We start from the raw sequence: 286 nt of genomic DNA, 5'->3' as shown, positions 1-286 counted from the left end.
GTTCGCGCTTGCGGGCGCAAAACTGGCGACCTTTTGTGAAGCTGCCTGCACGAGGCTACGGCGCAGTTCGGTCTCGGTGAGAAGACGTTCCATGGCCAGCGCCATCGCGTCGACATCGCCCGGCGGTACTAGCAGGCCGGCTTTGCCGCCCTCCAGCAGATCGCGCGGGCCGGTCGGGCAATCCGTCGATAGAACCGGCGTGCCGAGCGCCATGGCCTCGCCAAGCACCATGCCGAAGCCCTCATAGCGGCTGCTCAGCACTAGCAGCTCTGCCTGCCTTATATCG

General features: G+C 65.4%; 1 protein-coding gene. It reads right to left on the bottom strand.

Features of this window, described 5'->3' with window-relative positions; translation table 11 throughout:
* The coding region (locus SB822_RS56385) for a glycosyltransferase (RefSeq protein ID WP_410859016.1) at positions 1–286 on the bottom strand (286 nt) is incomplete at both ends.

Source organism: Paraburkholderia sp. SIMBA_054 (assembly GCF_046534875.1).
Classification (GTDB): Bacteria; Pseudomonadota; Gammaproteobacteria; order Burkholderiales; family Burkholderiaceae; genus Paraburkholderia; species Paraburkholderia hospita.
The sequence above is the reverse complement of the archived record's forward strand: the minus strand, read 5'-3'. Positions and strand labels throughout refer to the sequence as shown.